Annotated in this window: 20 protein-coding genes; 16 read left to right on the top strand and 4 right to left on the bottom strand. The window is 47.0% G+C overall.

What is annotated here, in order from left to right; all coding sequences use genetic code 11:
• Positions 1 to 41: 41 nt before the first annotated feature.
• The 10 genes from ABXR35_RS06340 to ABXR35_RS06385 all read left to right on the top strand — a co-directional run bounded on the left by ABXR35_RS06340 (position 42) and on the right by ABXR35_RS06385 (position 11812).
• Entirely contained in the window at positions 42 to 1196 is a 1155-nt protein-coding gene (locus tag ABXR35_RS06340) for an acyltransferase (protein ID WP_367057012.1), read from the top strand.
• Positions 1197 to 1272: 76 nt separating this feature from the next.
• The gene (locus tag ABXR35_RS06345) at positions 1273 to 1635 is read left to right on the top strand and encodes a replication termination protein (RefSeq protein ID WP_367057015.1); all 363 of its coding nucleotides are present in this window, start codon (positions 1273 to 1275) and stop codon (positions 1633 to 1635) included.
• Between the two features lie 111 nt (positions 1636 to 1746).
• On the top strand, positions 1747 to 2754 hold the full coding sequence (locus ABXR35_RS06350; RefSeq protein WP_367057018.1) for a Gfo/Idh/MocA family protein: 1008 nt from the start codon (positions 1747 to 1749) through the stop codon (positions 2752 to 2754).
• A gap of 180 nt (positions 2755 to 2934) precedes the next feature.
• Complete coding sequence (locus ABXR35_RS06355) at positions 2935 to 3939, top strand: aldose 1-epimerase (protein ID WP_367057021.1); 1005 nt, start codon at positions 2935 to 2937, stop codon at positions 3937 to 3939.
• Between the two features lie 586 nt (positions 3940 to 4525).
• Positions 4526 to 5230, top strand: a complete 705-nt coding sequence (locus ABXR35_RS06360; protein ID WP_367061223.1) for a metal ABC transporter ATP-binding protein — start codon at positions 4526 to 4528, stop codon at positions 5228 to 5230.
• Complete coding sequence (locus tag ABXR35_RS06365) at positions 5176 to 6096, top strand: metal ABC transporter permease (protein ID WP_367057024.1); 921 nt, start codon at positions 5176 to 5178, stop codon at positions 6094 to 6096. The genes ABXR35_RS06360 and ABXR35_RS06365 overlap by 55 nt, the downstream gene beginning before the upstream one ends.
• Before the next feature lie 130 nt (positions 6097 to 6226).
• Entirely contained in the window at positions 6227 to 7246 is a 1020-nt protein-coding gene (locus ABXR35_RS06370; RefSeq protein ID WP_367057027.1) for a metal ABC transporter substrate-binding protein, read from the top strand.
• An 838-nt stretch (positions 7247 to 8084) separates the two neighbouring features.
• A complete protein-coding gene (locus ABXR35_RS06375; protein ID WP_367057030.1) occupies positions 8085 to 9002 on the top strand; it encodes a TetR/AcrR family transcriptional regulator in 918 nt (305 codons plus the stop codon).
• Positions 8995 to 10491 carry an MDR family MFS transporter gene (locus tag ABXR35_RS06380; protein WP_367057033.1) on the top strand — a complete coding sequence of 499 codons (1497 nt, stop codon included), beginning with the start codon at positions 8995 to 8997 and terminating at the stop codon, positions 10489 to 10491. Before ABXR35_RS06375 ends, ABXR35_RS06380 begins: the two co-directional genes overlap by 8 nt.
• Before the next feature lie 172 nt (positions 10492 to 10663).
• A complete protein-coding gene (locus ABXR35_RS06385; RefSeq protein ID WP_367057036.1) occupies positions 10664 to 11812 on the top strand; it encodes an NADH-dependent flavin oxidoreductase in 1149 nt (382 codons plus the stop codon).
• Between the two features lie 233 nt (positions 11813 to 12045).
• Here the strand turns inward: ABXR35_RS06385 and ABXR35_RS06390 are convergent, their stop codons facing one another.
• Positions 12046 to 13668 (bottom strand): esterase/lipase family protein, encoded by a 1623-nt coding sequence (locus tag ABXR35_RS06390; protein ID WP_367057039.1) that lies wholly within the window; start codon positions 13666 to 13668, stop codon positions 12046 to 12048.
• A gap of 294 nt (positions 13669 to 13962) precedes the next feature.
• Between ABXR35_RS06390 and ABXR35_RS06395 the strand changes: the two genes are divergently transcribed.
• On the top strand, positions 13963 to 15177 hold the full coding sequence (locus ABXR35_RS06395; protein ID WP_367057042.1) for an MFS transporter: 1215 nt from the start codon (positions 13963 to 13965) through the stop codon (positions 15175 to 15177).
• A 140-nt stretch (positions 15178 to 15317) separates the two neighbouring features.
• Positions 15318 to 15764, top strand: coding sequence for a nuclear transport factor 2 family protein (locus ABXR35_RS06400; RefSeq protein ID WP_367057045.1), 447 nt, complete (start codon positions 15318 to 15320; stop codon positions 15762 to 15764).
• 144 nt (positions 15765 to 15908) lie between these two features.
• Here ABXR35_RS06400 and ABXR35_RS06405 read toward each other — a convergent pair whose 3' ends face one another.
• The gene (locus tag ABXR35_RS06405) at positions 15909 to 16649 is read right to left on the bottom strand and encodes an AAA family ATPase (protein ID WP_367057048.1); all 741 of its coding nucleotides are present in this window, start codon (positions 16647 to 16649) and stop codon (positions 15909 to 15911) included.
• 346 nt (positions 16650 to 16995) lie between these two features.
• Between ABXR35_RS06405 and ABXR35_RS06410 the strand changes: the two genes are divergently transcribed.
• From ABXR35_RS06410 to ABXR35_RS06420, 3 genes are all read left to right on the top strand, one after another.
• Positions 16996 to 18585 carry a catalase gene (locus ABXR35_RS06410; protein ID WP_367057051.1) on the top strand — a complete coding sequence of 530 codons (1590 nt, stop codon included), beginning with the start codon at positions 16996 to 16998 and terminating at the stop codon, positions 18583 to 18585.
• A 268-nt stretch (positions 18586 to 18853) separates the two neighbouring features.
• The gene (locus tag ABXR35_RS06415; protein ID WP_367057054.1) at positions 18854 to 19615 is read left to right on the top strand and encodes a DUF4085 family protein; all 762 of its coding nucleotides are present in this window, start codon (positions 18854 to 18856) and stop codon (positions 19613 to 19615) included.
• 54 nt (positions 19616 to 19669) lie between these two features.
• Entirely contained in the window at positions 19670 to 19822 is a 153-nt protein-coding gene (locus ABXR35_RS06420) for a hypothetical protein (protein ID WP_367057057.1), read from the top strand.
• Between the two features lie 230 nt (positions 19823 to 20052).
• On the opposite strand, the gene ABXR35_RS06425 is transcribed toward ABXR35_RS06420, so the two are convergent.
• Together ABXR35_RS06425 and ABXR35_RS06430 are read right to left on the bottom strand one after the other, a co-directional pair.
• Positions 20053 to 21378, bottom strand: a complete 1326-nt coding sequence (locus tag ABXR35_RS06425) for a PQQ-binding-like beta-propeller repeat protein (protein ID WP_367057060.1) — start codon at positions 21376 to 21378, stop codon at positions 20053 to 20055.
• A 229-nt stretch (positions 21379 to 21607) separates the two neighbouring features.
• A complete protein-coding gene (locus ABXR35_RS06430; protein WP_367057063.1) occupies positions 21608 to 21778 on the bottom strand; it encodes a hypothetical protein in 171 nt (56 codons plus the stop codon).
• A 257-nt stretch (positions 21779 to 22035) separates the two neighbouring features.
• Here ABXR35_RS06430 and ABXR35_RS06435 point away from each other — a divergent pair, with 257 nt between their 5' ends.
• On the top strand, positions 22036 to 22983 hold the full coding sequence (locus ABXR35_RS06435) for a ring-cleaving dioxygenase (protein ID WP_367061226.1): 948 nt from the start codon (positions 22036 to 22038) through the stop codon (positions 22981 to 22983).
• The last annotated feature ends 88 nt before the right edge of the window (positions 22984 to 23071 follow it).

Here is a 23071-nt window from a genome sequence, read left to right on the forward strand (position 1 = left end):
ACACAGCATGAATGGACTCGGAAGGATGACGATCAAGCAGAATGACCTCCAAACCAAGACTTGGCGAAATCGAGATTTTGCGTGGCATGGCCTTTGCCGCCGTTGTGCTACAGCATTCGATCGCTCACTATTCCGTTACACCCGAATTGGGGATGGCGGATGGTGTAAGACTTACGTTACTATTAATAGCGGCCAAATTTGCGGTACCGGCCTTTATTTTCATTACAGGGTTGGTACTTTTTTATAACTATGACGGTCAATTGGCATATGGTTCCTTTATCCGCAAGCGATTCAAGGATATTGTCGTTCCGTATGTACTCTGGTCATTGCTCTATATGGTACTGAATGGCATATTGCTGCATCAGTCACCAGTATGGTGGTTGCCGGATATGCTCAGATTCTGGATCACGGGCAAATCAAGTTACCATTTATGGTACATTGTGATGATTATTCCGATGTATCTGCTGTTTCCTTGGCTGCGCAGACTGGTACGACGTCTGGACGTCATGATCAGTAACAGTGGGCGTAGAGCGCTACTAGCAGTTGTAGGATTAACCGTTGGATATGAAGCATTATTGTTGCTGCGTCCTTGGCTGACGGATATGTTCAACGCCTGGCAGGTTCCGGGGGTATCGGCGTATTTTACGATCTATGCCGATCGCAACATCGTATATTATTTGTACTACTTTCTTCTCGGAGCACTCGCCGGGTTACATATCACTGCTTTTCTGAAGCTATTGCAAACGCTCAAATGGCCGATTGTGATCTCATGTGTCATTTTCACACTGTATTATGCAGGACTTGTGCTAGGCGGTTCGTTTCCGCCGGGACCGGGCTTTGGCCCGCGCTTTATGGCACTCATTCTGTTGCAGCCGTGGATGGCGCTATTTCTGGTGTCGCTGGTGCTGGGGGTGTACATGCTGGCCCTGAATATCAACCAAAGCGCTAGTGGACGTCAACGACAAATGTGGATCACGCTGAGTCGGTATTCGTATGGTGGATATTTGGCACATGCTCTGATGCTGCAATATGCGTATGTGATGGACGATTGGTTATTCAGCGATTGGAATAGTACACTGCGTACTATCCTAGTATGGATTATAGCGCTAGTACTGTCGGTCGCGGTGACGTATGGTCTATCTCGACTCAAATTCGGCACATGGCTGACAGGCATTCCTTATCGAAAAGCCCGCTAGGGCTTTTTTTGTTGTTCAAAACGGTGAAAATTTCATATAATAGAAGAGACACTGGAAAGAGAAGGGAGCGAATGAAATGGCATTTATGATTGCACAGCGGGCGTTTATCAAGCTGTACCTGATTACGATGGTGGAGGAGCATCGCGGCTATGGCTACGAAATGCTGGAAAGCATGAAGGAACGCTTTAAGGATTTCGGTTATTCGCCTCCGCAAAGCGAGATTTACCGCGCCTTGCATGAACTGGTGCATGACGGGATTTTTTATCGTACCAAGCAACTAAAAGGTAATGATCCGAAGGTTGATTTTCAGGAGATTGTTATATATCATTTTACAGATGATGGACCAGAAAAGGCGAAGCTGTACAAAAAGCAGGTCAAAACCGATTTGGATCGCTGCATTGGCATGTTGAATCGCGCCGAGGCGGACAATTACAGATAAACGGGTCATACAGGATATAGCGTTGAAATAGATCAGGTAACGACAGGCAGTTGTATCATTCTTTACCGCAGGCAGATTGATGTAAACTGAAGCGAAGGGAAGAATGCAATCATGACTGAGCGTAAATTGCAGTGGGGCATCATCAGCACTGCGGACATTGCTGTAAGCGCAATCATACCTTCTATTAAAGAATCCATGCGCAATGAAGTGCTGGCGATCTCCAGTCGAAATGTAGAGCATGCCGCTGAGGTCGCTGAGCGCTGTGGGATTCCTCGTTTCTATGGTAGCTATGAAGAGCTGCTTGCCGATCCTGACATTGATGCAGTGTATATTCCACTGCCCAACCATCTGCATAAGGAATGGACGATCAAATCGGCAGAAGCGGGCAAGCATGTATTATGTGAAAAGCCCGCTGCATTGGAAGCTTCTGATGCAGCAGAGATGGTAGACGCGTGTCGCAAGCAGGGCGTGACGTTTGCCGAGGGTTTTATGTATCGGTACCATCCGAAGCATACGCGAGTGCGCGAGATTATTCATTCTGGCGAGATCGGTATGGTGCGTAGCCTGCATGGACGTTTTACGTCCAATAACGCGGACGATCTGGAAAATGTACGTTATCGACGGGAGATGGGCGGCGGATCATTATATGATCTTGGCGTGTATCCGGTCTCGGCGGCACGCATGTATTTTGGTGCGGAGCCGACGGCGGTAACGGTGCATGCACTCTTTTCGGCAAAGCATGATCATGTTGATATGATGGCTTCTGGGCTGCTTGAATTTCCTAATTCACGCTCGGCTACATTTGAATGTGGGATGTGGGCATATCCGAGTTGTGCACTGGAAATTATCGGTACGAAAGGCCGAATTAAGCTGCCGTATGCGTTTCGGCGTGATGATCATAGCGATGAGCCACAGATTACTATTTATACGGATGAGGGCAAGCGAGAGGAGCATATGGAGGTAGCCAACCATTTTGCTTTACAGGTAGACGCGTTTGCGGCGGCCGTGCTGGATGGTATGCCATTACCGTATAGCCCAGAGGATGCGATCCGCAATACACGGGTGATCGCTGCCTGTCTCGAATCGGCGCGCAAGGGAGAGAAGATTCGAATTGTGTAGATAATGTATCTATGATGCGTTTGTCGTCTTTGCAAATCGATGAAGATAGGATTGTTGATGGGAAAGTATGATTGTTTTGCCATGAAGAGATATGATATATTTTGTATGATTAATGTTTTGATTGATTAGCGTAGGTAATTGTAAAGGAAATGAGTTTACTAGACGAAAAGGGGAATAGTCATGTCCAATCAGTCCAGTACGTTTGAACAAGCTTATCAAGGAGAACCCGCAGTATGGCTTCGTTATGGGGATTTGGAAGCGGCGGTATTGCCCAGTGTAGGTGCCAATCTAATTGCTTATCGCGATCATGGTAACGGTTACCGTTTTTTGCGGGAGCCAGAGGAGCAGGAAATGGATGCATTTCGCGCTAGTCCAGGGGTAAATGGTATTCCGGTACTGTTTCCGCCAAACCGATACGAAGATGGTACATTTACATGGAACGGTCGCACGTATACGTTCCCAATCAATGAGCCGGAAACGAATAACCATCTGCACGGATTCCTGCATACCATTGTATGGGATGTCGATTTCCATGAAGCGAATGATCAGGAGAGTCGGGTTGGGCTTAGTGTGAGCATTGACGAATCGCATCCGGTGTACAGCTATTGGCCGCATTCCTTTACAGCGAAACTAGTCTACACCTTATCGGCAAATGGATTGCAGCAACAGATCAGCATCCAAAATCATGGCAACGATCCAATGCCGATGATGCTGGCATTCCATACCGCACTGAATGCTCCATTCGCACCAGATAGCAGCGCGGATGATATAACCTTCCACGCAAATATTGGCCAGCGTCGCGAGATGACGGAGCGGATGTTGCCAACTGGTGGCTTCCAGCCATTATCGGCATGGGAGCAGCAATTGAAGGAGGAAGGCGCGAACCCGTACGGCGAAGAAATGGACAACCATTATACTGCTGAGCCGCGCAATGGTCGCAATATCGCGGAGATCGTCGATCATCGCCTCGGTGTGAAGCTGGTATATGATGTAGGAACTGGCTATAAGCACTGGATGATCTGGAACTGCAAAGCATCCGGCAGCTTCCTCTGTCCAGAACCGCAAACCAATCTGGTGAACGCACCGAATGTGGATTTGCCAGATGAGGAGAAGGGCTTTATTAGTCTCAAGCAAGGCGAGATTTGGGAAGAAACCTCTCGTCTGTATGTGGTGAAATCGCTGTAAGGGATTGTTTGATACCCTGCAGATGGATTGCTTGATCTCTGTACGATCATTCATCGCTTTGCTTTGTATATAGCAAGATTGTTGCTCCGTCTCCGTACTTTGTAAGAACCTTATAATTAGAATACAGTTGTCCTTCGCTCATGTAGTGAAGGACAGAACAATTCAGCATAGAATATAGTTGCAACAGGGTCTGCATTGCGCAGTACCCTGTTTTTGTATGATAAGGGCGAGCTGTAGGGGGAATTATACAGCTACAAGGAAGCAAATAGGGATGAAAAAAGCTAAATCGTAATTATTTTGTTTAAACGCTTGACAATGCTAACATGGCAGGAGTAAAGTAGGTCAGGTGATATTCGTAATATTTACGAACAGAAGCGGAAGAAAAGAAATCATGTGCAGGAAGTATATAGAAGGTAGCCATCTGGTTTCCATTGATTCTGGTTGGTTTACTTCATTATTATGATCTGTATTCATGTTGGAAGAACCATATGATCCTGAATGTAACGGCTTTTTTGCCGATATGTAGATATAGAAGATTCTCATCATGAACAGCCATGATGGCAATACAGGAAAGGAAGTGCTTCATTTGTTACTGGCGTCAATGCAGGACGTAGTGTTCGGCTATGATCGCGAACCGGTGGTTAACCGGCTGTCGATGGAAATATACAGCAATGAATTTATGGCATTAAGCGGACCGAATGGTGCTGCTAAGACAACATCGCTCAAGCTGCTGCTCGGCATTTTGAAACCGTGGAGTGGACGAGTACAGATTAACCGCAATGAAAAGGGTGGTAAGCCGGTCATCGGGTATGTACCGCAGCAGGTTGCTTCATTCAATAGCGGTTTTCCTAGTACAGTGTTTGAACTGGTACGTTCGGGATGTTATATGCGTCTTGGTCTGTTCCGAGGGTTTAAGCAAAAACAGGAGGCTCTGGTACGCAGCTCCTTGGAGGCTGTCGGTATGTGGGAACTGCGCGATCGTAAGATCGGTGAGCTGTCCGGTGGACAGAAGCAGCGCGTATGTATTGCTCGCGCGCTTGCTCAGGAGCCAGATGTGTTGATTTTGGATGAACCGACTACGGGGATGGATCTAGAGAGCCGTAGAGGATTTTACGAATTGATGAGTCATCATGTGAAACAACACGGTCGTACCGTTGTTATGGTGACACACGGGCTGGAAGAAGCGGAGCCGTATCTGGACCGCACGATTCGGCTCGAACGAGAGGAGGGTGGCGGATGGGCATGTTTGACTACGAGTTCATGCAGCGTGCGTTTTGGGCCGGAGGAATGATTGCTATAATCGCGCCGCTACTCGGTGTATACCTCGTGCTGCGTAGACAGGTGTTGATGGCTGATACGCTGTCACACGTTTCGCTGGCAGGTGTCGCTATTGGTGCGATTGCTGGTATTAACCCATCAGTTGGTGGATTCATTGTCGCCATTTTGGGCGCGTTGGTGATTGAACGACTACGACAAAATTTCCGTGGGTATGGCGAAGTGTCGATTGCCGTTATTATGACGGGCGGTTTGGCGCTGGCGCTTGTATTAATGAGTATGGATTCTGGCTTGAATCGCAGCTTTAGCTCGTATCTGTTCGGCTCGATTGTAGCCGTTAGTACAGAGCAACTATGGATTATTGGAGCGGTATTTGCCGTTGTGCTTATTTTCTGGGTACTGATGAGACGACCGCTATACAATATTACATTTGACGAAGAGACCGCACAGATCGGTGGTACCCATGTACGCTGGCTGTCACAAACGTTCTCCGTCTTGACTGGTATGACTGTAGCGGCAGCGATGCCGATTGTCGGCGTACTGCTCGTATCCGCGCTTATGGCATTACCGGCGGCATTGTCGCTGCGTTTTGCCCGCGGATTTACTTCTGCGCTTATCATGGCTGTGGCAATCGGACTGATTGGCATGTTCGGCGGTCTGACCACGTCCTATTATGTAAATACACCACCGGGAGCGACGGTAGCGCTACTGCTGTTGTCCTTCCTGCTGATCGGGCTGGGCATCCAGCGGATCGTCAATCGTCTTCGTCGTGGCAATGATAGCGGATATGCGCCTGATCTAGACAGTCGCCGTTTCTGGCAACGTCAAAATGCAGGTGCGCAAAAGAGTAAGGTGCAAACCGAAGTGCTTCACAAAAACTGAAATGCGCTAGACTGAAATCCGGTATCCATCCGGTACAAACAGATACGCATTTCGGGATCATCATGCAGCAGCGCTCTCACCGAGCCTGCTGCGCATCATTCTACAGAACGGGAAAGGGGAACATGAATCCATGAACAACAAACGCAAACTGATGACTGTACCTGCCACAGCACTTCTAAGTCTAGGTGTATTGCTTGCCGGATGTGGCAATAGCGGAGACAGCGCATCATCTACAAACGGTACATCCTCTAACGGGAGTTCCGGTAACAAGCTACATATCATCACTAGCTTTTATCCGATGGAAGAATTCACCTCCAAAGTTGCCGGTGATCTGGCTGATGTAGAAACATTGATTCCTGCTGGAACCGAGCCGCATGATTGGGAACCAACTCCCCAAGATATTGCCAAAATGACCGAAGCCGATATGATCGTATATAACGGCGCTGGTATGGAAGAATGGATCGATCAGGTGAAAGATTCGCTTGGCAGCAATGGCCCTACACTGGTAGAAGCCAGCAGTGGTCTGCAAATTCTCGAAGGTAGTGAAGAGGAAGGGCATGAACACGAGGGCGACGATCATAGCGCTGAAGAAGCGGAACACAGCGAAGAAGGTCACGACCACGGTGGATTCGATCCACACGTTTGGCTGTCTCCAAAGCAAGCACAGGCGGAAGTACAAAATATCGAAACCGCACTGGCAAAGCTTGACCCGACTCATGCCGACCAATACAAGCAAAATGCGGATGCGTATATCAAAGAACTGTCCCAGCTGGATAGCGACTTCACCTCCGGGCTGTCCAATGCCAAACGTAAAGACTTTATTACGCAGCATGCAGCCTTTGCCTATCTGGCACGCGACTATGGATTGACTCAGGTACCAATCAGCGGATTATCGCCAGAGCAAGAACCAACTGCCGCTCAAATGGCAGAAGTCGTTAACTTTGCCAAACAGCACAACGTCAAAACGATCTTCTTCGAGACTTTGGTTTCCCCACAAATCGCCGAAACCATCGCCAACGAAGTCGGCGCCCAAACCGCCGTCCTTAACCCACTCGAAGGCTTAACCGCAGACCAAATCAAATCCGGCGAAAACTACATCTCTGTCATGAAAGAAAACCTCGCCGCTCTCGAAAAAGCACTAAACGAATAATAGAGCCATACCAGTTCACCAAAACAACCATACAACACCCAATGCTACACAAGATACAAAAAAGGACTGACCTGCCCCCCAGCAGATCAGTCCTTTTCACATCCCAAGCCCTACTCTATACCTTATACCCACATACATTCCCTGACTTCATCTATTACAGCCCTCAACCCTTCAATCATAACTCCCCAAAACTCACCAGTTTCTTAAAAAACCAATCCCAATCATCAACATAATCATATAAAAACCAAATTCAAACACCAAAGTTGCAAAAGGATACAACCCTAAAGTTTCAAATACATAGAAAGGTTTAAATAGTTCAAACTACAACTAACCACGAGCGGCAGCCCAGCCTTTTTTGCAGTTCTTTCCACACGATATAACATAGACAGCAAGGAGCGGAGTAAAGGGAATGGGGAAAAAGGGCGACTTTGGAGCGCAGGAATCTACAGCCCATGTTTCCTCACCGTAGATTCCCGCGCTCCACCGTAGACTGTTTTCCCATCCCTTTGCGCAGCGCTTGACTACCCTGCAAATCCCCTCTAAACAACCTCCACCCCCAAAAAAATATCATTACATTTACATAATACCTGTTTGACTTTATAAATAACGAGGTATAAAATAGTAAGTAGAACTAGTAAGTTCTCAAAGTACTCAAAGGTTCTGATGAGTTTTTTAAACGACTCAAACGAAAAAAAATAAACACATCGCATTGCATACAATCAGACAAGCAAACCCATACACCAATACACAGAAAAAGTGTTATCTAGCATGACCAAGCACCACTAAGCAAGATCGGATCAACCCGATACTTATACCCATACGTAGGAGATGCAGCAGCATGGCAGACGATCGTAAAAAGCTGGTTTTACAAGCAGGTGGACAATTATTCGCAGAGAAGGGCTATTTTGCTACCACCGTGCAGGATATTGCCGAGCAATGCAATATGTCCAAAGCGTCCATCTATAAAATGTTTAGTTCCAAGGAGGATATTCTGCTACAGATCGTTCGTACGTTGCATGAAGAGATTGTGGATTCGTCCAGCATGCTGCATTTTGAAGACGATGTGTCGCCGCATGAACAGCTGGTGCGCAAGGTGGAGGTACAGCTGCAATCCTTTATTACAAAGCATGACTTCTTTGTCAGTCTGAATCAAAATATGCCGATTGAACTCGGTTCGCAGATTCGTCAGGTCATGCTGGACTTTAAACGTATGATGCTGAATTGGCAAAAGGAAGCGCTGCTGGAGGCGTTTGGCAGCCGCATCGAACATATGGTTTGGGATATGGCTATATGTATGCAGGGCATGACAAGAGAGATGATTTTTCTGAACCGATTGGAGCGCAAGCACCGAGTCGAATCGCAAAACATCGCCAAAGTCGCCCGATTACTTGTTGATACAATGGAAGCGATGATTGAGAAACGACTGGAGCAGGAGCCAGTCATTGACGAACAGGTCGCCGAGCGGCTGAATCTGTATGTCCCTGACGGCAATGGTCGTTATTTTGGAGAGAGTGAATGGCGAAAATGTATGCGCGAACTGACACAGGCGATTCACCGGAATAGCCCGGAGCATGTGAAAGCTGATCTGATCGCGGCGGCCGAACGACTGGATGCCGAACGCAGAAAAAAAGTACCGCAGGCATTCATGATGGAAGCCTTAATCTCCTATCTGAAGCAACGGGAAGAACTGCAAACCGAAGTTGCTTACCTACAACATGTATATTCCGCAAACTGGGAGGACGAGAAACATGGATAATGCTGTAACTGAGCCGCGACCAAAGTTAAATATTGGATTGATCGTGGGCATCATGCTGGCAGGGGCGTTCGTAGCGATCTTGAATCAGACGCTGCTCGTCACCGCACTGCCGCATATTATGAGAGACTTGAATATTGATGCGACTGCTGCGCAGTGGCTAACTACGATTTTTATGCTGGTTAACGGGATTATGATCCCGATTACCGCTTATTTGATTGATAAATTTAATACAAGAGCGTTGTTTATTACATCGATTGGTCTGTTTGCCATCGGTACGCTGATTGCAGCGATTTCGCCAAGCTTTGGCTGGTTGCTGGTTGGTCGTGTCGTACAGGCGGCAGGTGCTGGTATCGTTATGCCGTTGATGCAAACTGTATTTTTGGTGATTTTCCCGAAAGAACGACGCGGTGCGGCGATGGGGATGATCGGTTTGGTCATTTCGTTTGCGCCAGCCATTGGACCGACACTGTCAGGTTGGGTTGTGGATACATTCTCATGGCGTGATCTGTTCTACATCATTCTGCCGATTGCTGTGCTTGACCTGATTATTGCATTCTTTGCTCTGAAAAATGTTGGTAAGCTGCGCGATCCGAAACTGGATATTCCGTCGGTCATTTTGTCGACAATTGGTTTTGGTGGACTGCTGTACGGCTTCAGTACCGCGTCCAAAGGCTGGAATGATCCAACCGTCATTATTACCATTGTCGTCGGTCTGGTCAGTCTGCTGCTGTTCGTTACCCGTCAATTCAAGCTGGAACAGCCGCTGTTAGAGTTCCGCGTGTTCAAAGATCGTTTATTTACCATTTCGATGATTATTACAGTGATCGTATTTACAGCGATGATCGGTGCTTCGACACTGTTGCCGCTGTATATCCAAAATGCACGCCATCTGTCGGCGGTGCAATCCGGTCTGATTGTATTACCGGGTGCGATTCTGATGGGGATCATGTCACCGATCACTGGACGGATCTTTGATAAAATCGGTGCGAAGAAGCTGGGCTTCACGGGTCTGTTACTGCTTACGGTCGGTACCATTCCATTCACCATGCTCGGTGACCAAACGCCAGTATGGATGATCGTCATCATGTTCGCGATGCGGATGCTTGGATTGTCCATGGTGATGATGCCGGTAACGACTGCCGGTCTGAATCAACTGCCGACCCATCTGTTATCTCACGCGACAGCGATGAATAATACATTGCGTCAGGTCGGAGGCTCGATTGGTACAGCGGTATTGATTACCGTGTTCACCAATGCTTCGACTTCGGCAGCCTCTGCTGGGCAAACTGCTGATCTTGCTATGATTCATGGTACGAATATGGCGTTCTTGGTTGCTTCCGTGCTGTCGGTGATCGCGCTGTTCATGATGTTCTTCTTAAAAGAACCACCGCGCGTAAAACCGCAATCTGGTGAATCGTCCACATCTTCGGACGACGCCAAACGTAACCCGTCCCAACGCCAACAAACAAAACCGGTATCTCAATCTTGATACCGGTTTTCCCTTGTATTGTGTACATGATAATGCGGACATATTTATTTCTTTTTATCAATACTTGTAGAAAATTAAATTGTTTACTATAATATATATTGTTACTTTAAATAACAATCTGTCTAGGCGATAGATTGTTCAACTATTCTAAATAGAGACAGGAGAGATCCCTTTGAATCCGAAATATAAAGCATTGTTTGAGCCATTTACACTGAACGACGGTATTGAATTGAAAAACCGCATCGTTCTGGCGCCAATGACACACTCTTCTTCCAACCCGGACGAAACGATCTCTGATGCGGAGCTGGAATACTATGCAAGTCGTACAACAGGTGTAGGTCTTGCTATTACTGCTGTTGGTCATGTGACCCCGGGGGGTAAAGGCTTTGCCAATCAATTCCGTGTTGTGGGTGATGAGTTCACACCAGGTCTGACCCGTCTGTCTGAAACGCTGAAAAAGAACGGCGCTAAATCCGTTCTGCAAATTTTCCATGCTGGTCGTCAATCACCACCTGAGCTGGTTGATGGCGATGTAACCGCACCAAGCGCGGTAGCAAGCGTACGTAACGATGGCAATGAAGGCGTAGTTCCACGCGAACTGACTGCACAAGAAATCGACGACATTATCAAAGATTTTGGTAAAGCGACTGCGAATGCTATCGCAGCTGGCTTTGATGGTGTAGAGATTCACGGTGCAAATGGTTATCTGATTCAACAGTTCTTCTCTCCACATTCCAACCGTCGTGAAGACAAATGGGGTGGCGACGTACACGGTCGTCTGGCATTCCCACTGGCAGTCGTGGACGAAGTACAACGTGTTGTCAAAGAACAAGCGAAAGGTCCATTTATCGTCGGATACCGCTTCTCTCCAGAAGAACCGGAAACACCGGGTATCACAATGGCAGATACGCTCGTACTGATCGATGCACTAGCTGAGAAAAACCTGAGCTATCTGCACGTATCTCTGATGGATTACAACTCTGCACCACGTCGTGGCGTAGACGATACTCGCTCCCGTCTGACCATCATTCAAGAGCGTGTAGGTAACAAAGTACCGGTCATCGGTGTTGGTTCGGTAAAAACACCGGATGATGCTGTAGCTGCACTGGAAACAGGCGCACCGTTGGTCGCTCTTGGTCGCCAACTGATCGTTGAACCGGCATGGGTAGAAAAAGTAGAATCCGGTCGTGAGAACGAAATCATGTATGCTATTAGCAAAAACGATCAACAAGCACTGACTCTGCCAGACCCACTGTGGAACATGGTCATCAACGTTCCAGGCTGGTTCCCTATTGTAGAAGCAGAAGAATCTGCGAAGTAAGAAATATCTTCTCATCGCATAGCGATGCGACTGCTCAAACTTACCAGCAAATTAGATGATATTTGAATATAAAAAGAGCGCATATCTTCTCAAAGATATGCGCTCTTTTCTTGTATGTGGTTTTCCTATCCATATATCGTATTCTCTCTGTATCTAGACATGATGAACTGTAATCAGCAAGACAATGATACATCGTCTTTCGATATATGCACTCCATGAATCCGTACGATTGATTAGTCCTGATGAGAATACGTTTTGCCATTGGCATCCACATAGACGGATTGGATCAATGTCCGTTTGTATGGGGCGCCTGTATTGGTTTTGCCTTCGATATCGGTGGTGATGACATAATTGGAAGGCTTACCGGAGGTTGGCGCGGGTACACTGTCCTGCACTGAATCCGAGGTGAGTGAACGTTGCTGCGCGGTCGGTGCTGCGATACGCTTGCCGCGTTCATCGTAATAATCAACCGTGTAAGAAATCTGGGTTTGCTCATGATCCAGCCCTTCCGTTTGCACATCCATATTGAGTGTATTGGCAGAGAGGGAGCTGTTCAGACTTGCCTGATTGGTACTACCTGCGAATACGGCGGTCATCAGATAGGCACCGGAGGTATTGCTATTGGCTTTGACCTGCCATTCTCCGGCAATCGGCTTGCTCAGCTTGGCAATCTGATGATAGGCGCCTTTGAAGATTTCATCATCCGGTTGGGCATTTACCTGTACCTGCTGGACAGCACCAGTTGGCGAGATCAGTTGCAGCGAATGAACCGGTTGGCTGCTGATCCAATCCAGTGTTACCGATTGCACGTTATCTTCCACTGTCAATGTCTCGGTTGCTGTACCATTATAATTGCCACCTCGCACATAATAGTGACCATCTGCTGGGGAACTAGACGTACTGCTGTTATCGGCGGAAATGGACGGCTGATACACATCATGGTATACGCTTGATGTAACCGCGAGTGCAGGAGAAGAAGCAACTGCCGCCCCGCTTACAGTACCGATATAGGGCTTGAACAGATTAAAGGTGTAGGAGCCGGTGCGAACAGTGGCATGATTCCAAGGTCCTTTTTGAATCAATTGACTGCCGGGCAATGCAGCACTGTCGGTTGTAACTACACCATCGTTGCTTCCGAAGACAGATAGATACGCACCGCCGAACGTATAAGAGGCTTTGGAGGAGCCGGACCATTTGTCACCACTCATCGTATAAAAAGGAATCTTATTCACATCAGGATCTTTTGCCATTTCGGAACGGAAGTATTCCATGTAAGAGGTCTGTAGCGAGCTAGTGCCGGGGCTTTGGGAACCAACCAGATCGGCGAGCCAGCCAGCCCAGCTGCTAAAGGCGAGATCGGCAAGCTGTGAACCGTGATGCGGAGTGCTGAGAGTAATCACACGGCTGACATATGGGTAGGCATTGTAGCGGACGAGGGCAGACTGAGTATCGACACCGCCCTTGCTATGGGCGATGATAACGAGCTTTTTGCCATACGTTTGGCTAATTTCCTTGATCTTCGCCGCCAGCAATTCACCATCTTTCCACATGTCCTCTGGAGTACCAGAGATGTCATACATGTTGATAAAGGCAGTCTGGTATCCGTTGTTGTACGCATATTGGTACATATCATTTTCGTTGTACCATACTTTAGCTTGGCTGGTCAGACCGTGGACGAACAGCAGCACCGGCTTGTTGGGATCAATCTTTGCTGGTGCTTGTCCGGCAGCCCATGCCCCCGGAACATCGGCTACTACTGGATTGGCAGGTGCCATTTGTGCTTGTGCTGGGAACAACGGCAGCACCATACTAGCTGCCAGTGCGGATACGAGCAGCTTTTGTTTCAACTTCATCATTCTTCCTCCTTTATTATGTAAGATATGGAAGGGATAGGCCCTTAACCAATGTATAGCAGATTTGTAAAGTTTGTTACCTAATTTCGTACTTCTTTTGTTTAACTGCACAAAAAAATACTAAAAATTTTAAACATTCCTGAATAAATGTGAGGACATTTCCCATTGATTGAGTATAATAGAATTCGTGACTACATAAACGCGGCGGTCGTACCGGGAAAATGCGAAGCGTTACCCGTTGTTCTACTAAAGTATGTAACAAAAAGTACAAGCCAGCCGGGAAGAAGGGGTTAACGTATGGAAAAAATGGAACTGCTGCGCAATCCAAAACAGCGTAAGCTGCTGTTCAGCGCAGGTTTCAGCTGGATGTTTGATGCGATGGAGGTAGGGATGATCTCCTTTATTGCAGCAGCACTAGCGAAAAGCTGGCAATTGAGCCCGCAACAAATTGGGTATCTGACCAGTATCAATTCGGTCGGTATGGCAGTTGGGGCTATCGCTGCTGGTTATCTGGCAGATCGATATGGACGCAAGTCGATTTTGCTTTGGACCTTGCTTATTTTCTCGATTGCTAGCGGTTTGTCCGCATTGGCGACCGGATTTGGCGTATTGCTGTTGCTGCGCTTTATCGCGGGCTTCGGATTAGGTGGAGAATTGCCGGTTGCTTCAACACTGGTATCGGAATCGGTAGCGGTCAAGGATCGCGGTCGGGCTGTAGTTCTGCTGGAAAGCTTCTGGGCATTTGGCTGGATCATCTCGGCTGTAGTTGCCTATTTTGTCATCGCCAAATATGGCTGGCAATGGGGCTTTATTATTGGAGCGATTCCGGCGCTGTATGCGCTCTATCTACGTCGCGCTATCGACGATTCACCGCGCTATGCAGCGGCTGGTGCAGGTACACGTGCTTCCTTTAGTGAAGGGCTGCGCAACATCTGGAATAGTGAGCATCGCCGTACTACATTGATGGCATGGATTCTGTGGTTTACCGTTGTGTTCTCATACTATGGTATGTTCCTGTGGCTGCCATCGGTAATGGGCTTAAAGGGCTTTACGTTGATTAAAAGCTTTGAATACGTGATGATTATGACGCTGGCGCAATTGCCGGGTTATTTTACAGCCGCGTATTTCATTGAGAAATTCGGTCGCAAATTCGTGCTGGTGCTGTATCTGGTGTTGACCGCTGTAAGTGCGATTTGGTTCGGATTTGCCAGCAGTGAGCTGTCACTGATCTTGGCGGGCATCTGTCTGTCGTTCTTTAATCTGGGCGCATGGGGCGGCTTATACGCGTATACGCCAGAGCTGTACCCAACTCGTGTACGCTCGACGGGTGTCGGCATGGCAGCAGGCTTTGGACGGATTGGGGGCGTGATTGCGCCATTCCTCGTCGGTATGCTTGTTGGTAAAGGGGTGGCAGTTAGCTCGATCTTTATCATTTTCTTCGTGGCGATTCTGATTGGTGCGGCTGCCGTACTGTTCTTGGGCAAAGAGACAAAAGGGCTAGAGTTGGACTAACATCAATCGTTCTCTGCTTGTAGGATGGCTTACTCTATCAGGTAAAGTTCCTTTTATGGATTGTCATATCTCATCATCGCAACATAATGTTATAATGAATCATAGAATGATAACTTCGTTGCGATGATGGAGGATATGAGATGAACAGTGACTTTCTGACAGGTACGGAGCTGCTGCTAGCGTATGAGGATATTCGGATGACCAAATCGCGGTATTGCCGATTCATTGATACCAAGGATTGGGAAGCACTCAAAAGCGTATTCGCTCCTGATGCAATTGCAGATTTCAGTACAGAAGGCAATCCGATTCCAGTGCTGGAAGGACGGGATACGATTGTGAAGGTATTTCAGGATCTGGTAGACCCGGCAGTTACAGTGCATCAGGTACATAGCGCGGATATTGAACTAGTATCGGCTAGAGAGGCGAAGGTGATGTCGCCGATGGAGGATTATGTCACGTTTCCTGAAGGCAATCCCAACAAGTCGTTTCATGGTTACGGGTATTATCACGAAACCTTTGTGAAGCTGGATGGACAATGGGTGATTCAGCATACCAGCCTGAAGCGTCTGCGTTTGGATATTCTGTAAGACGCGGAAGCCGATCATGGTCGATGATGTGATCAAGAGCTGGGAAGTGGCAGTATCGGATTCGGTTTCATCGTAACTGGATTGAAAAGCTAAAAGAAAAGGGCGCTGTCACGATAAAGTGGCAGCGTCCTTTTTGAATTGCCTTTAGTCTTTTCCAAATAGTTCATCTAATAAGGAATCGGGTTTTTCCAAAAAGCGACGGGTTAACTGGTAATGCTCTGTATCACGATAATCCATGCGCTCTAAGGACGAGCCATCAAACGAAATAATATCTGCACCAGGATAACCCATTAGAATCGGTGAATGACTGGCAATGATGAATTGCGAATGTGGCGTCAGGTCGTGCATGATACGCATAAAGGCAAGCTGACGAGCAGGTGATAATGCCGCTTCTGGCTCATCCAGTAGGTAGATGGCAGGCTGGCGCGAACGACCAAATCGATGCTGAAATAGAGCAAGAAAAGATTCACCGTGTGAACGATGATGCAGCGATTTGCCGCCATAGTGAATAAAGTCCGTGCGTGTACATGGATCTTGCTCACTTTCATCAATATGACTGGCAAACTGATAAAACGATTCTGCCCGCAAAAAGAACCCCTGTGTTACCTTAGGCAACCAAGATAACCGGATATAATCGCCAAGCGCGGATTCAGCGGCATCTACCTGATACGCGTTTTTACGCGAACCGCCTGCGGTATGAAAGCCGCACTGATAGGCGATTGCCTCCAGCAACGTCGATTTACCGGAACCATTTTCTCCGATAAAAAAAGTAACTGGCGCATGTAGTCGCAAAGAGTTTATTTTGGTAATTAGCGGCAGATTGAACGGATAAACAGAATGATCTTCGATGTTCTCATGCAATAGGGTGATTTGCTGTAATGACATAACAGACTCCTTTTCTCACAAGGATGAATCATGAAATCAACGTCTACCTGATCAAGGAAGCGAATTTGCGAAAATCGTATGTATCGAAATCTTGCCATGAACTGTGCTGGATGGCATTGCTCTTTTACTATATCGCAGATGCCTATTTCATCCAATCTTCATTCACTAAATGGACAAAATTATGAAATCGGTTCACTTTTTCGCCTAAAAGTGTTTTATAATGGGCACAAGCAGGTAAAAAAAGGTAATGTGGTTGCTTGCTGCTAGAGCGTACCACCTGTTTTCCTGTGTCAATGTGTATCAAGGTTTCAGCAAACTTATACTTTCTTGAAAGGCGGAACATGTTATGGCAGATGAGAACAATAAGAACCCGCAATCGAATGATCAAGAAGAAAATGTAACGCTGACGAACCGACAGGGCCATCCTGTCACCGACAACCAGAATGTACGTACTGTAGGCAACCGTGGTCCCGTTACACTGGAAAACTACAATTTCCTCGAAAAAATAACCCATTTTGACCGTGAGCGTGTGCCTGAGCGTGTCGTGCATGCCCGTGGAGCGGGAGCGCATGGCGTGTTTGAAGCATACGGTACAGTTGGCGATGAGCCGGTATCCAAATATACTCGTGCTAAGTTGTTCCAAGAAAAAGGCAAAGAAACACCGGTCTTTGTACGTTTTTCCACTGTGGTACATGGTGGGCATTCACCGGAAACATTGCGCGATCCGCGCGGCTTTGCAACCAAATTCTATACCGAAGATGGCAACTGGGATCTGGTTGGTAACAACCTGAAAATTTTCTTTATTCGTGATCCGTTGAAATTCCCGGATATGGTCCATGCGTTTAAGCCGGACCCTATTACAAACGTACAAGATATGGAGCGATTCTTTGATTTTATCGGGAATAGCCCAGAATCCACACATATGATTACCTTCCTGTTCTCCCCTTGGGGCATTCCGGCAAACTACCGTGAAATGCAAGGATCAGGTGTAAATACGTACAAGTGGGTGAATGAAGCTGGCGAAGCGGTATTGATCAAATACCACTGGGAACCGCTGCAAGGCATCCGCAATCTGTTGCAGGATGAAGCGAACCAGATTCAATCACTCGACTTTAACCATGCCACTATCGATCTGTACGATGCAATTGAAAATGGCGAGTACCCAGAATGGGAGCTGTGTGTTCAGATCATGGAGGACAACTATCATCCAGAGCTGGACTTCGATCCGCTTGATCCAACCAAGCTGTGGCCAGAGGATCAATTCCCATTCCTGAAGGTCGGTAAAATGACGCTGAACCGCAATCCGGTCGACTACTTCAATGAAGTGGAACAAGTCGCATTCGGTACAGGCGTACTGGTCGACGGACTGGACTTCTCGGATGATAAGCTGCTGCAAGGACGTACCTTCTCGTACTCCGATACACAGCGACATCGTGTTGGCTCCAACTATCAACAGCTACCGATCAATGCGCCGCAAAGTCATGTGGCAACCAATCATCAGGGTGGACAAATGCGTTATCATAGCGACCGTGCACCGGGTCAGAATCCGCATGTGAACTATGAGCCATCTTCGCTGGGCGGTTTGAAGGAAGCGCCGAAGCCGGGCAAAGATCATGAGCCGGAATATTATGATGCACGTCTGATGCGCGAGAAGATCGACCGCCCGAATGATTTTGCTCAAGCGGGCGAAACGTACCGCAATTTCGAAGATTGGGAACGCGATGAGCTGGTCAAAAACATCGGCGGCAATCTGGCGCAATGCAACGAAACGATCCGCAATCTGGTGTTGAACAACATCACGCAGGCGGATGAGGATTATGGCAAACGTGTACGTGAGGAGATCACCAAAGCCGAAGCAATGGGCAAACCGACTCACCGCGCTCATGCTGCTGCCAAAAAAGCCGAAGACAAAGGTCATGACGCTAAGCCGTATTGATCGTTGAAATGTTGCAAGCAAGTCAAAATTGTAATGTAGAACGATATGATAAAAGTGAATAGCAATCACAAAAAGGATCAGCACGGGTATATACCGGCTGATCTTTTTTGTGATGAGCTGAATGATATTTGCTGTGCAGAGGAAGTAGGAATATAAAGGCGTTTATTCAGCGATTAGACGCAACAACAGAAATTGCTTTATACTAGATGGAACGTTTTGCATAGGTGAAGGTTCAAGTATACTAAGTAGGAATCAAAGGAGTGGCTGCATGAAATACTGGACAAAAGAGATTTATGAGGAAATGCAGGCGTACAGTCTGCCGGGATTTTATGAAACGGAAGCAGAATTGGAAGAAGCTAGACAGTGGGCAATTGAGGATGGATATGACTTTGTGGAACAAGCGATAGAATCCAATACGTACCGTTTACCATTGTGGGAAAAGTATCTATCGCCCGAACTAGTTGCATATGCTCGGAATCACCAGATGCTGAGCTGTTACTTGCCTGAGGAGAACGTCGTGCGAGCGGTAGAGCAAGCAAGACGAGAATGGGAGCATACATGGCATACGCTTTGCCAACAGTATGTGCAGCATTATGAACATTTGCAGCATCAATTGCCAGCAGGCGTAATAGAACTACAAGAACAATGTCATATTCACGATGCAAAGATCATATCCGTTAAAGAATTACAGTTTGGTCAGGATATACATAATGCAGAACATGCCAAAACAATAGAGATTAGGATGGTTCATGGCAGTCAATATGGTTATCGTTTTACATTTACGGGTGTGACGCAATATACGTATGATGTAGATATTCATCATAACGTCTCTTTGTATAAAGAAGTGGATATAGAAGGGGAAGAACAGTTTGCATTTCGGATGCTACTCTGTAATGCAGTAGGAACAAAAGACAGTATGAATGAAATGGGTATTGTTTTTCACGATGTGACGGTGGAACAAGGAAGTCATCTCGGAGCTGCTGCTGATTTTGCTGAAAGCGAGCAATACGATTTCACTTTTGAAAACTAACTGGCTCGTTTAATTTCATGAGATTCATGGTAATGGATAACAGGAGGCGATCGTATGAAAATCATTATTACGCAGGAAGAAGCAGTGCAAAAGGGCATCTGGAACGATGTGATGCAAATGTTCGGTGTGGAAAATGAGGACGAAACGTATCCACAGGAGCAATTCATTTTGTCTGAGGAACAGGCACGTAAAGTGAAGCTGATCTAGCTGTCAGTATCCTATAAATATCAAAAAGAAAAGAGCATGTCGGAAACATACGTATCATCCGACATGCTCTTTTTATCATTTGTGATAGTGGTGTAGTACTATTTTGTTTTGTGACAGTCCCAATTGCCAAGAAGGGGACATATTCATAAGGACGTTCGTAAAGACGTACATAAAGACGATAACGACATTTTAAATGATAACGAATATCCATTTGTCATACACTGGACTGTTTACCAGCGTAGCGGTGCACGATCATTCCAGAGTATCCAGCGATGAGTTTCCAAAATAGGCGCATTGCCGATATTATACTCGTTCACACTGCCATGCTGAAGGTCGATCCAGTGTACCATGCCACTGTACGTACCAACGATCAGCCAGCGCTCATCCGGTGATACCGTCATCCCAGCAATCGTGCTGCCCAGATAATGCCGCCAAACTTCGACTCCATGCTTATCCAGCAGGCGCAAATATCCGTACGCATCACCTAGAATATTGCCTTGTTCCAGTGCAATCCCCGCATATACACGCATCTCTTCATCCACAATCGGCAATTCGTCATATGGACCAATCTCACCGCGCTGCACCGCTGCCAAATTCACTTCAGACGTTGCTCCATTATAAAAATGGCAGGCGTTGTACCAGACCGCCGTACTATCCAGATTGAAGAGACTGTAGTGAGGGTAACTAGACGACGGAGCAAAGTTATAGCGTTGCAGCGTCGGCATATACAATAGCCCATGCTCGCTGCCCTGATTGCCGTAAGCGATCCACTGTTCGTCAAAGGAAACCGCACCATGAACCATCGACGACAAGGTGCTTTCGTAATCTGGACCATAGTCCTCCAATTCCTCGGGCGATGGGGAGAGGATGGTAACCTGTTCATTGGATAGTAAGTATACGCCGTATTCACTAATTAACAGCAGCGATTGACCTTGATCAAACGGAACAAGCTGTACCAGACTATGGACCGCAGACTCAGCCGTTGCTAGAGATTGTATATTCGGTAAAAAGCCCGCTATCGTGGACTGAATAGGTTGCCATTCGTAATAGGCGACTTCTATACCATTCAATTCGTAGTCAGGGTGCATTACGATGGAAATGCCCTTTTCATCGGCAAGCGCTACGCAGGCACCGTCAGGTGAGAAGCCAGCACGGCGTACATCCTTCACCCAAATCATTTCATCCTCAGAAGCCAGACAGATACGGCTGGTCGAAGCATCTATACCGGTTTGTAGCAGTACTCGTGTACCCACAAAGCCAAGCGGAATGATAGGCTGCAAAATAGATGCGGCTTTCTCCTCGCTGAAGCCAGCAAGCAGAGGAGCGGAGGCAGGTGGCAGCAGCTCATGCAGTTGTTCGATTTCGTTGGCAGCATTGGCTGCTTCAATCATATACATCACTTCATGTGCGAGCGTATATCGTTCGTCTTGAGGTTCTTCCTGCTGGGCAGACCAGCCGGTTTCAACGCCAATACGTACAAATTCGTTAATGTCTTGGGCATACTGTTTGCTTTGCTTTCGCCACTGTGCGGCAGCGACTTCATGTAACCACTCCATCTATGTACCTCCTATATGTCGATATAGCTTATTGTAACAGAAGGGAAAACATCATCTCAAAATTAGCAGCTACACCGATTATGGTAGCGCAAGTGGATGGATAGTCTCCCGATCATACAATCCAATTATTCCAAGCTTATACCATAAAAAGGCAGTACGGATCATAATGATCCATACTGCCTGCTATACGCATTATTCTAGATTCTTTAGGCAATCCTAGTGTATCGGATTACTTATCGGAGTCTTTTTTGTCTTTGCTGTCGTCACCCGAGGCAACGGGAGACGGTTTGGATACCCATTCGTCAGCTTGCGTTTCAGGATTTGCACCCTGTTCCTTTTTACGTTTCTCCATTAGTGTGTCTTCCGAATTCGGATTTTCCATTTTGTTGTCTTGTGCCATGATGCTCTCCTCCTCGTGAATGATTCACTTTATTTTGTTCAGTATGCTCTGTTCTTCATTACCCGATTGCAGAAAAGGGAAACATAGAAATGTCGAAAATGTCATACCAGATGACGAAAAAGCGCTAAACAAACCATTTCATAATCTATAAAAAACAAAGGGTTGACATCTTCGGTGTATGAAGCTATTATTATCTCATGATCAATAATCTTTAAATTAAGATTTATTATTTAAAGGTAAAAAAGGGGCGGATAATGATGATGAAATCCACAGCAGGTATTCACCATATTACAGCGATTGTAGGGCATCCTCAGGAAAATGTAGATTTCTATGCAGGCGTGCTTGGCTTGCGGATGGTAAAACAAACCGTGAACTTTGATGATCCGGGTACGTATCATTTTTACTTTGGCGATGAAGCTGGTCATCCGGGTACGATTATTACCTTTTTCCCTTGGGCAGGTGCAAGACAGGGTGTGATCGGTGACGGTCAGGTTGGTGTAACGACCTATGTCGTTCCAGAACAGGCATTGCCATTCTGGGCAGCACGCTTGCAGCAGTTTGATATTGCATTTGAAGAGGTGGAGCGTTTCGGCGAGCGTTATCTAGCATTTGACGATCCGCACGGCTTGCATTTGGAAATTGTGGCGCGCAGTGCTGGGAAACAGAGCGAATGGAGCTTTGGTGGTGTGACGACGGATGTAGCGATCAAGGGATTCGGCGGAGCAACATTATTCTCTTCCCGTCCGGCGCAGACCGCTCATCTGCTCGAACAGGTGATGGGTTTGGAGCAGGTTGGGCAAGAAGGCGATTATGTGCGCTATCGCTCGACAGCCGATATTGGCAATATGATCGATCTGAAGCTGACCACTGGTGTTCGCGGCGAAATGGGTGTCGGAACCGTGCATCATATCGCATGGCGCGCGGTGGATGATGCCGATCAGCTGCAATGGCAAAATGAAGTTCATGATCAAGGATATGGCGTGACTGCCGTACGTGATCGCAACTATTTTAATGCGATTTACTTCCGCGAGCATGGTGAGATTCTGTTCGAGATTGCTACTGATCCGCCGGGCTTTGCTCATGATGAATCGCTTGAAACCCTTGGTACCGAATTGAAGCTGCCAGAGCAATATGAGCAGCATCGTGCGCAGCTGAAACAGGTACTGCTGCCTTTTGAAGTACGCGAGTTGGATCAGCCGCAATAATCAATGGCATGCTGAGAGGTATGTCGGAATGTACTAATTACTGAATGGAAATGTAATACCAATTTCAAAAAATACAGAGGAGATGTTT

It is taken from the genome of Paenibacillus sp. JQZ6Y-1, assembly GCF_040719145.1.
In the GTDB taxonomy this organism is placed as follows: Bacteria; Bacillota; Bacilli; order Paenibacillales; family Paenibacillaceae; genus Saccharibacillus; species Saccharibacillus kandeliae.

Coding starts and splice junctions, on each gene's coding strand:
- ABXR35_RS06390 (WP_367057039.1), bottom strand. CDS start 13,668: ATGATGAAGTTGAAACAAAAGCTGCTCGTATCCGCACTGGCAGCTAGT.
- ABXR35_RS06405 (WP_367057048.1), bottom strand. CDS start 16,649: ATGTCATTACAGCAAATCACCCTATTGCATGAGAACATCGAAGATCAT.
- ABXR35_RS06400 (WP_367057045.1), top strand. CDS start 15,318: ATGAACAGTGACTTTCTGACAGGTACGGAGCTGCTGCTAGCGTATGAG.
- ABXR35_RS06365 (WP_367057024.1), top strand. CDS start 5,176: ATGGGCATGTTTGACTACGAGTTCATGCAGCGTGCGTTTTGGGCCGGA.
- ABXR35_RS06375 (WP_367057030.1), top strand. CDS start 8,085: ATGGCAGACGATCGTAAAAAGCTGGTTTTACAAGCAGGTGGACAATTA.
- ABXR35_RS06355 (WP_367057021.1), top strand. CDS start 2,935: ATGTCCAATCAGTCCAGTACGTTTGAACAAGCTTATCAAGGAGAACCC.
- ABXR35_RS06370 (WP_367057027.1), top strand. CDS start 6,227: ATGAACAACAAACGCAAACTGATGACTGTACCTGCCACAGCACTTCTA.
- ABXR35_RS06430 (WP_367057063.1), bottom strand. CDS start 21,778: ATGGCACAAGACAACAAAATGGAAAATCCGAATTCGGAAGACACACTA.
- ABXR35_RS06340 (WP_367057012.1), top strand. CDS start 42: ATGACCTCCAAACCAAGACTTGGCGAAATCGAGATTTTGCGTGGCATG.
- ABXR35_RS06435 (WP_367061226.1), top strand. CDS start 22,036: ATGATGAAATCCACAGCAGGTATTCACCATATTACAGCGATTGTAGGG.
- ABXR35_RS06395 (WP_367057042.1), top strand. CDS start 13,963: ATGGAAAAAATGGAACTGCTGCGCAATCCAAAACAGCGTAAGCTGCTG.
- ABXR35_RS06425 (WP_367057060.1), bottom strand. CDS start 21,378: ATGGAGTGGTTACATGAAGTCGCTGCCGCACAGTGGCGAAAGCAAAGC.
- ABXR35_RS06350 (WP_367057018.1), top strand. CDS start 1,747: ATGACTGAGCGTAAATTGCAGTGGGGCATCATCAGCACTGCGGACATT.
- ABXR35_RS06345 (WP_367057015.1), top strand. CDS start 1,273: ATGGCATTTATGATTGCACAGCGGGCGTTTATCAAGCTGTACCTGATT.
- ABXR35_RS06410 (WP_367057051.1), top strand. CDS start 16,996: ATGGCAGATGAGAACAATAAGAACCCGCAATCGAATGATCAAGAAGAA.
- ABXR35_RS06415 (WP_367057054.1), top strand. CDS start 18,854: ATGAAATACTGGACAAAAGAGATTTATGAGGAAATGCAGGCGTACAGT.
- ABXR35_RS06380 (WP_367057033.1), top strand. CDS start 8,995: ATGGATAATGCTGTAACTGAGCCGCGACCAAAGTTAAATATTGGATTG.
- ABXR35_RS06420 (WP_367057057.1), top strand. CDS start 19,670: ATGAAAATCATTATTACGCAGGAAGAAGCAGTGCAAAAGGGCATCTGG.